This window comes from Pseudolactococcus yaeyamensis (assembly GCF_054658615.1).
On the sequence record NZ_BAAGGP010000096.1, the window covers coordinates 1 to 9,039 of the forward strand.

General features: G+C 40.0%; 8 protein-coding genes. All 8 read right to left on the reverse strand.

Annotation, left to right across the window (positions count from 1 at the left end):
- Positions 1–338: 338 nt before the first annotated feature.
- Entirely contained in the window at positions 339–1,700 is a 1,362-nt protein-coding gene (gene radA, locus ACYQ21_RS13510; protein WP_460059035.1) for a DNA repair protein RadA, read from the reverse strand.
- A 1-nt stretch (position 1,701) separates the two neighbouring features.
- Positions 1,702–2,148, reverse strand: coding sequence for a dUTP diphosphatase (locus tag ACYQ21_RS13515; RefSeq protein WP_460059037.1), 447 nt, complete (start codon positions 2,146–2,148; stop codon positions 1,702–1,704).
- A 270-nt stretch (positions 2,149–2,418) separates the two neighbouring features.
- Positions 2,419–4,170 carry an ABC transporter ATP-binding protein gene (locus tag ACYQ21_RS13520; protein WP_460059038.1) on the reverse strand — a complete coding sequence of 584 codons (1,752 nt, stop codon included), beginning with the start codon at positions 4,168–4,170 and terminating at the stop codon, positions 2,419–2,421.
- Positions 4,163–5,881 carry an ABC transporter ATP-binding protein gene (locus ACYQ21_RS13525; protein ID WP_460059039.1) on the reverse strand — a complete coding sequence of 573 codons (1,719 nt, stop codon included), beginning with the start codon at positions 5,879–5,881 and terminating at the stop codon, positions 4,163–4,165. The genes ACYQ21_RS13520 and ACYQ21_RS13525 overlap by 8 nt, the downstream gene beginning before the upstream one ends.
- A gap of 88 nt (positions 5,882–5,969) precedes the next feature.
- Entirely contained in the window at positions 5,970–6,386 is a 417-nt protein-coding gene (locus ACYQ21_RS13530; protein ID WP_460059040.1) for a hypothetical protein, read from the reverse strand.
- Between the two features lie 335 nt (positions 6,387–6,721).
- Entirely contained in the window at positions 6,722–7,312 is a 591-nt protein-coding gene (locus ACYQ21_RS13535; protein WP_460059041.1) for a hypothetical protein, read from the reverse strand.
- Positions 7,313–7,342: 30 nt separating this feature from the next.
- Positions 7,343–7,990 (reverse strand): hypothetical protein, encoded by a 648-nt coding sequence (locus ACYQ21_RS13540; RefSeq protein WP_460059042.1) that lies wholly within the window; start codon positions 7,988–7,990, stop codon positions 7,343–7,345.
- The coding region (locus ACYQ21_RS13545) for a coiled-coil domain-containing protein (RefSeq protein ID WP_460059044.1) at positions 7,987–9,039 on the reverse strand (1,053 nt) is incomplete at its 5' end. The genes ACYQ21_RS13545 and ACYQ21_RS13540, both read right to left, overlap by 4 nt.

Genomic DNA, 9,039 nt, shown 5'->3' on the forward strand with positions numbered 1-9,039 from the left:
GATAGCACTTGCGAAAAAATGAATTTTTCGTAGGCTTATTTAGTGTACCTTAGTTTCATAAATCTTGTAAAATAAATTTACAAGTCTTACTTGACTTATTACCACTAGACTTAGTTAAGATGTTGAGACGACTGCTTTGAGACTATGAAAAATAGGAAAAGACATCAAGACACGATAGTGTCTGCGGACTTTTATCTTTTTTCCTAGTCTCAAGAAGCCGAAACTCATGTGTAGACGTATGATAGATTGGTTGCGCTACCATCCGAAACAAATAAAAATGTGTTTCCATTTTAGCAACACATTTTTATTCTATCATACTTACCTAAAAAATGCCTTGTTCAAGTAAAAACCTTCTGCAAAACCTCGACCAAAGTCGTAACGCCAATAACTTCAATAGCTGGTGGGATTTCTAAACCAACCAAGGAATTTTTAGGGGCATAAAGTTTTTTGAAGCCCAGTTTAGCCGCTTCATTGATTCGACTCTCGATGCGATTGACCCGACGAATTTCGCCTGTCAAGCCGATTTCTCCGATAAAAGCGACATCTGGCGCTGTCGGTTTTTCCTTATAACTTGAGGCAATAGCAACCGCGATAGCCAAATCAATTGCTGGCTCATCAAGTTTCACACCACCTGCTGATTTGAGATAGGCATCTTGATTTTGGAGCAAGAGATTGGCACGTTTCTCAAGCACTGCCATAATCAGACTGGCACGATTAAAATCAAGTCCTGAGGTTGTCCGTCTAGCATTACCAAAAATCGTTGGTGTGACAAGCGCTTGAATCTCAACCAAAATCGGTCTGGTGCCTTCCATCGAGACGACAATAGCTGATCCTGTCGCCCCTTCTAAGCGTTCTTCCAAAAAAATTTCACTGGGATTAGTCACTTCAACCAAGCCTTGGGATTGCATCTCAAAAATCCCGATTTCATTGGTTGAGCCAAATCGGTTTTTCACTGCCCGCAAAATCCGAAAAGTATGCTGACGCTCCCCTTCAAAATAAAGCACCGTATCCACCATATGCTCTAGCATTCTAGGGCCAGCAAGGCTACCTTCCTTGGTCACATGACCGACGATAAAGGTGGCAATATTATTGGTTTTGGCGATTTGGAGTAACTCTGCAGTCACTTCTCGTACTTGACTCACCGATCCTTGCACACCTGTGATTTCAGGGCTCATCACAGTTTGGATAGAGTCAATCACTAGAAAATCTGGCTGTAATTTTTCAATTTCGGCGCGAACATTTTGCATATTATTTTCTGCATAAAGGTAAAAATCAGAATCCAAATCACCCAAACGTTCTGCTCGTATTTTGATTTGTTGGGCTGATTCCTCACCTGAAACGTAAAGGACACGCCCAATATTCGCCAACTGCACTGAAACTTGTAAAAGAATGGTTGATTTCCCAATCCCGGGGTCGCCACCGATGAGAATCAGGCTACCCGGTACAACACCACCACCGAGTACACGGTTAAACTCGTCCATGTCTGTCAAAACACGAGGCGTGTCTAGACTTTCGACTTCACCTAGTTTAACAGGTCGCGTTTTCTCCCCAGTCAGGGTCACGCGCGCATTTTTAACCTCTTTCGCTTCAACTTCTTCGACAAAAGAATTCCATGCGCCACAATTTGGACAGCGACCCAGATATTTGGGTGACTGATACCCACAGGATTGGCAGACGAATTTTGATTTTGCTTTCGCCATTTTATGCCCCTGTGCTACCAAAACCACCGATGCGTGTGCCGTCAGCACTATCTGCATCTGCTAATAGAAATGGTGCAAAAACGCCTTGGACGATGCGTTCGCCTTTGGCGACTTCGACGACTTGATCGGTAATATTTTTCATTTGGGCGAAAATATGGCCTTCGTTGTCAGGATTGCCATAGTAATCGCCGTCGATGACGCCGACACTGTTAACCAAGACCAGACCTTTTTTGCGCGGATTTGATGAGCGGTCATAGAGGTAAAGCACTTCTCCCGCCTGCATATAAGCCTTGATACCTGTCGGAATGAGTTTGATGTCGTCGGGGTTCAGGCTGACGGTTTCTGCTGCGATAAAATCATAGCCTGCTGCGTGTGCGGTACTTCTGGTAGGCAGATCGATGCCTGCGTTCTCATAAGCTGTAATAATTTCAAATCCACGTGTTTTCATGATTTCTCCAATATTTTAATGTTCATAGGACACCGCTAAAAACTCAGATTTGCCACTTTTGGCTAAATTTTCCTATCACGTCGTTATTGCTCCGCACCTTGCAGTAGCAAATGGGCTTTCTGTGGCGAGTAATCGCAGCCACAAGCCTTATCGCAATGCCTAGCAGAAAAATTTAGATCAAAAGTCATCAAAAGCAGTTTTTAGCGGTGTCCTATACTCTATTATACGAAAAAAGTCGAGAAAAATCTCAGACTTATTTCGGTATCAACTTTATTTGGCGAACTGGGCTTGCTGTAACTGATAATAATAGCCCTCTTGTGCCATCAAGGCATCATGACTGCCAATTTCAACAATCTGTCCGTGATTGAGAACTAAAATCTTGTCGGCGTTTTTTATCGTTGACAAGCGATGGGCAATAATGAAGCTTGTGCGACCCGTCATCATCTTTAAGAAAGCCTGTGAAATTTTTTGCTCTGTTAAGGTATCCACGGAACTTGTCGCTTCATCCAAAATCAGCATATCAGGATCGCTAATCATCGTCCGTGCAATGGTTAAAAGCTGACGTTGACCTTCAGAAATTTTGAGGGCGTGAGCACCGACTTGCGTTTCTAACCTATTTGGCAGACACATGACAAAGTCATACATATGCGCTTCTTTCAAGGCTGCGTAAATCTCATCATCTGTCGCATTTTCACGACCATAGCATAGGTTGGCACGTAGTGAGCTACCAAAGAGCCACGTTTCTTGCAGCACCATACCAAAACTTTTGCGCAAACTATCGCGTGTTAGATGACGAATATCAGTCCCATCTATCAAAATCGCTCCCTTATCGACATCATAAAAACGCATCAAAAGATTGATTAAGGTTGATTTACCCGCACCCGTTTTCCCGACAATGGCAATCATTTCACCAGAGGCGATCTTGAGTGAAAAATCGGTAATCAAGGCTTGATCTGGATTATAGCCAAAGCTAATATTTTGAAAGTCAATGTCACCTTTAGCGTGTTCTAAAATCTGTGCATCTGGTGCAACTGGTGTTTCAATCGGCTGAGCCATCAGCTCCTGTGTCCGTTTCAAACCTGCAAAGGCTATCTGAATCTGTGTCGTAATCCCTGAAATCTCGATAAATGGCTTAGAAAACTGACTGGCATAAATGGTAAAGCTAGAAATCACACCAATCGTCACTGTTGCAGACCCATTAAGTGCCATGAGACCACCAACGCAGCCCACTGATAGATAAGCCAAATGATCCACAAAGCGTGACAGGGGATTAGTCAAAGCAGAAGAAAATTGTGCTTTTTGACCTCTGACATAAAGTTCTTGGTTCAAATCCTCAAATTGTGCTTGATTGACTGTTTCGCGTTGAAAAGCCTTGACTGTTTTTTGATTGCCAATCATTTCTGTGATATAGGCTGAGATATCGCCAACAATCCGTTGTTGACTAACGAAATCCTGCTGTGAGGCACGTGCAACTAGCCAAGACACTAAAAAAATAATCGGTGTTGCAATCAAAACGACCAAGGTCAAAATCGGACTGAGATAGAGCATAAAAATTAATGCCACAACGACAACGGTAATGCCAGAGAAAAGTTGATTAAAAACAGCAGCGCAAGCAACTGAAATATTATCCATGTCATTCGTGAAACGACTGACGATATTACCATGAGCTGTTTGATCATAATAGCGTAGTGGCAGCTGATTGAGGTGTTCGTAAGTGTCCTTACGCAGGACAGCGACTGAACGATAAGACAGGCGATTACTCAAGCGTTGAATGAGCCATTGGCTGATGACCGTCACAAGTAAGACACCCACAAGTAGCGTTAAAATATGACGAAGTGTTGAGAAGTTAACCTGACCTTGATTAACCATTTGGTCGACACTTAAACCAATGTAATATGTTGTCAAAACGACTGTAATACCACTAGCTAATCCAAAAATAATCGATAAGATAAGCTCTAATCTAAAAGTAAGTAGATAGGGTAAAAAGAACCGCCACGAGGCTTTTGATTTTGTTTTAGTCATGTTCTTCCTCCTGCGATGCAACAATAGCTTGGTATTCAGGCGAGCTTGCAAGTAGCGATTCATGGCTACCTTTGCCAACTAAATGACCGCTATCTAAGACTAAGATTTCTTTAGCTTGCTGAATAGAGCGAACGCGTTGAGAAATAATAATCATAGCACTATCTAAATCTCGTGCGAGTGCTTGTCGCAAGTCTAAATCGGTTTGATAGTCTAGGGCAGAAAGTGAATCGTCCAAAATTAAGAGATTAGGCTTACGAATTAAGGCACGTGCAATCGTTAAGCGTTGGCGTTGACCACCTGAAAAGTTTTTACCATTTTCCATGACCATGGTGTCTAGTCCTTCTGGTAATTTCTCGACAAATTCACGACACTGGGTCGTTTCCAAGGCTTGGAAACAGTCTTCGTCTGTCGCATCTGCTTTCCCCCACTGTAGATTTTCACGAATCGTGCCATGAAAGAGCACTGCGGTCTGTGGAACGAAAGCTGTTTGGTGGCGAAGTGCCGCCAAATCCCACGATCGAACATCTAGACCATTGACCGTGATTCGCCCTGCTGCAACATCGTAAAAACGTGGGATAAGCTGGGTCAATGTGGACTTGCCACTCCCTGTTGGGCCGGTAATACCGAGAAATTCGCCCGGTTTAAGGCTAAAGCTGATATCTTCTAAGGCTAAACCACCTTTTACCTCGTAGCGAAAGTCGACGTTTTCAAAGCGAATGAAATCTGGCTGGCTGGCTGCGGTTTGCGCTTTTTCTGGCTGAGTTAAAGCGGGCATTGCTTCAAAGACTTGGTTGACGCGGGTTGCTGAAGCTGCGGCACGCGTAAAGATGACGACCAAATTTGAGACGACAATCAAGGCAAGGAGCATTTGGCTCATGTAGTTGATGAGGGCGAGAACTTCACCGGGTGCTAGGCGACCGGTATTGACCTTAAAACCACCAATATAAATCAGAGCGACAATGCCGAGGTTCATAACGAGAGTCGTTGCGGGCGACAGCAAGGCTGACAGATTGGTCACACGCTGGTAGATAGTTGCCAAATCATCGGTTGCATCATCAAAACGCTTGACATCTTCTTTACGACGAGCAAAAGCACGAATAACACGCACACCGCTGAGATTTTGATTGACCAGTCCATTGAGTTGATCCAATTTTTCTTGGACACGTTGATAAAGCGGCACGCTGTAACGCACAATGAAAAACAATATCACACAAAAAATCGGTAGCAAAATTAAATAAAGCAGGCCTGTTTGCCAATTGATATAAAAGGCCATGATAATAGAGCCAACGCTCAAAAATGGCGCACGGACAACCAACCGAATTAGCATGGCTAAGGCGAGCTGGAGTTGGTTGATGTCACTGGTTAAGCGGGTGATGAGTGTATCTGTTCCAAATTGATTTAAATCTTGGTGAGACAGTTGGTTGATTTTCTTCATGAGCTGCGTGCGGAGCTCAGTCCCAAAGCCTTGCGACGCAATTGAAGCATAGTACTGACAAATCACCGCACAAATCATGCCAATGACTGACATGGCCACCATCCAAGCTGTCATTTGCCAAACGGTCGTTTGATGTCCTGCTCTCACGCCTTGGTCAATCAGGCGCGCCATGAATAAAGGCAGTACGAGTTCAAACACGGTCTCTAAAAGTTTGAAAAAAGGACCTAAAATAATCTGTTTTCGGTATGCCTTGGCATGGCGCAATAACTGTCTCACAAAATCGCCCTATCCCTTTCTGATTTTACTTAGTTACTTCTATTGTAGCTCAATTACTAATGGATAGCAAAAAGCCGACCCAAACTGGTCAGCTTCCCACCTTATTTTCTGGGTATAACAGCCTATCCTTAAACAGCCCATCTCCCCAAATCTGCTTTTCCGAAAGTGTCGTTTCAATCAGTTCAATCGACTGTTGATTGACCCAAATCATAGCACAGCGATAGCCAGCAAACGGTTCGTATAAAGGCATGATGACCACTTCATCTGCAATCGCCTGCTCAATATCAGAACAGGTAAAGGCCACGTGCGCCTGCGTCCTGATTTTCTCATCCAACGTAGACGCCTCGCCAAAAGCATGGAGCTGAATAGGCAGACCAAAGTCATTTTGAATATCTAGTGTATACATATCAAACAGCGCTGCATACCGCGTTTCAGGCTGATTGATGATTTCTGACAATGGTATTGGCTTGCCGATATGGTGAAATTTTAAATTAACGTTTTTCATGTCGCCTCCTACTACTTTATTGGATAGCTTTATTATAGCAGATGAGATGATGATTGAGGACATCTAACGAGGGTGGGAAAACGATAAAAGCTATCGGTATCTCATGGAATAGTCAAAAAAACTCCTTAGAAATTGATGTTTCTAAGGAGTTTAGCTTATTGAATTATTTAACTTCTTTGAAGATACTGTATTGATTATCATTTTTCATAACTGCTCAAAACGTCACTATTACGGCATATCTGGAAAAGTATATAATCATCAATAATTACCAAATATCACTTCTGCCAAGTTTGATATGTGATAAATATGTTATTCATTCTCCATGATAAGCTTTTTTATTCTTCAACACTCTGTAAGATATTTTTTATATCTTTTTGATATTGTTCAGCTTGAAGTACGACTATTCTTATTTCATCATTTGTACCTACGTAGCCTTTCATCATTTTATCTAATTCTTTTGGTGCTAAATCTCCCCAGAAATAGGCTCTTGCTTTAGAAATTTGATTGATATTGTAACTTGCTTTTGCAGTATCTATTCCACTAAAAGCAGTCAACATCACTTTTTCAATTTTACCACTATCTGACATTTTTTCTATTTCAATATTTCCTGTTTTACCTTTTATATGAATTTGAGCAATTCCGTTATGATTGAAAAAATATTCCACATTTTTTTCTTCAATTTTCAGCAAATCATATGATGTATCTTCGTCATAAAAATAACTAGCATTTATATTGTCTTGAGACAAATCCTTTATAACTAATTCATGATTATTTTCTAAATTTTTTAAATCCCCACCAGAAACACCATAAGAATAACGATATTGCGACAAATATGACATCACAAGCCAAATCACAATGACAAGAGTTGTAAATATACAAGCTAATATAGTATATATTTTCCATGAACTCTTAAAGAACTTCTTCATTTTTTTCAACTCCTTAGTTCATCAAAAATATTATTTTTCCAATGTCATATTTTTGATATCAGCTTGAAATTCTTCACACTGCTTAATTATCTTTTTTACCTCATAATTGGGTAGATATGATTTGATTTCTGCAACACCCACCTTTGTCTCTCCAAGTGCTGGTATTGTGCGGAGTGGTTTATCAAGATTAGCCATTTTATAAACATAAGCAGGATTGTCCATTCCACCATGAACAGTTATCGAAATTTCTTCAACTTCTCCAGTAGTATAAATACTTTCAATCCCAATATGAAGTTCTTCCATTCTTCCAGCTCTTATTTTAAAGTTACCAACTCTTTCAAAATCTTCCACAATGTCACCATTAACTGTTCCATGAACATATCTAAAAGGTAATTCAAGGTATATATCAGTAGCACCATTTACATCAAAATAATAGTCAACACCATTTTTTGATATACGCAGTTTTTTGTCTCCTCTTTCATATCCTTTAAATCCTGCTTTATCCCAGTTAGATTTGATACCTTTTTTCTCCAAGTCCTCAACCACAGTATTATTCTTAGAAGTCAGTACAGGTAAGTAATCTCCTTTTTGAAGTTTCAAAGTGTTTTTGTTAGAACATGATGTCAATAAAAGACATACCACTATCAACGCTAAATTATAAAATGATTTCCTCTTCATTTTTTTAGCTCCCTATCAAGGAAATCTAGGTATTTTTTCAACTCTTCTTTTTTCTGATTTTCATATTCTTTTAGAAGTTTCTGATATTCATCTGTATATTGGTCATATTTTTGAAGTCGGTCTATATAATCAAGATTAAACCCCTCTCCTAGAATTTGCTTGATATAAGAAACTGTTGGTTTGCCAGCCATTTGTTCATCACCGCCATTATATGACATGACAATTTTTTCAAGCTCCTCTTTCCCTTTTGCCAAATCTCCATTTCCTAATCCTTTCAGAAATTCTTCTGCTCGATTAATTTGACCATTTGATAATCCTTCATTATATTTATTGTATTCAGATAACACACTTGTGTTGTTTTTCAAATATCTATTATAAATATTATTCACATCTGTATCAGTTTGCATATCATCTATGCTGAATCTGGTAGAGGCAATATCACCTTTATAGCTTGAAAATGCCTCAATTTGTCCAAACATCACAACATTCAACAGTCCTTTTAGTGTTATTGACGGCAACGTGACATCGCCTACTATATCTGAATTTGTAAATATTGCTAACGCAACCATTTCATGAGCAAAATCACGACTTCTCAAATTGTTAGGTGTATCATCATCTGAAACTAGATTATGTTGTATATTAATTGCTTGATAAAGTTTATCAAACTCTTTATCTGTCAAACCTAATTTCTTGAAATATGCCTTTGTTTTTTCTAGGTCTAAAGTTCCTGCTGTTATTGTCCAGCGTTTCGCACGATAATTATCACACAATCCTGCAAGCATAGCAAAATATTCATGCTCATTTTTTGAGGAAATACCTTTTTGCGTTTTAAGTAATAATTCTATCGTTTCATCATCAAAACCATACTGTTCTTGATAAACTGCTATTATTTTAGCATTCTTGACATTACTAATGCTTTTAGCCCAAGACAAATCTTTTGGCAACGTAAAAGTACCACTAGACGCATTCCAAGAACTTTTGACTTGTGCCAGACCTTGTTTAATCGAAGATTCTAAAGCATCAATTTCTGAAAAAATATCAGAAGATGA

Coding starts and splice junctions, on each gene's coding strand:
- ACYQ21_RS13515 (WP_460059037.1), bottom strand. CDS start 2,148: ATGAAAACACGTGGATTTGAAATTATTACAGCTTATGAGAACGCAGGC.
- ACYQ21_RS13530 (WP_460059040.1), bottom strand. CDS start 6,386: ATGAAAAACGTTAATTTAAAATTTCACCATATCGGCAAGCCAATACCA.
- radA (WP_460059035.1), bottom strand. CDS start 1,700: ATGGCGAAAGCAAAATCAAAATTCGTCTGCCAATCCTGTGGGTATCAG.
- ACYQ21_RS13520 (WP_460059038.1), bottom strand. CDS start 4,170: ATGACTAAAACAAAATCAAAAGCCTCGTGGCGGTTCTTTTTACCCTAT.
- ACYQ21_RS13535 (WP_460059041.1), bottom strand. CDS start 7,312: ATGAAGAAGTTCTTTAAGAGTTCATGGAAAATATATACTATATTAGCT.
- ACYQ21_RS13540 (WP_460059042.1), bottom strand. CDS start 7,990: ATGAAGAGGAAATCATTTTATAATTTAGCGTTGATAGTGGTATGTCTT.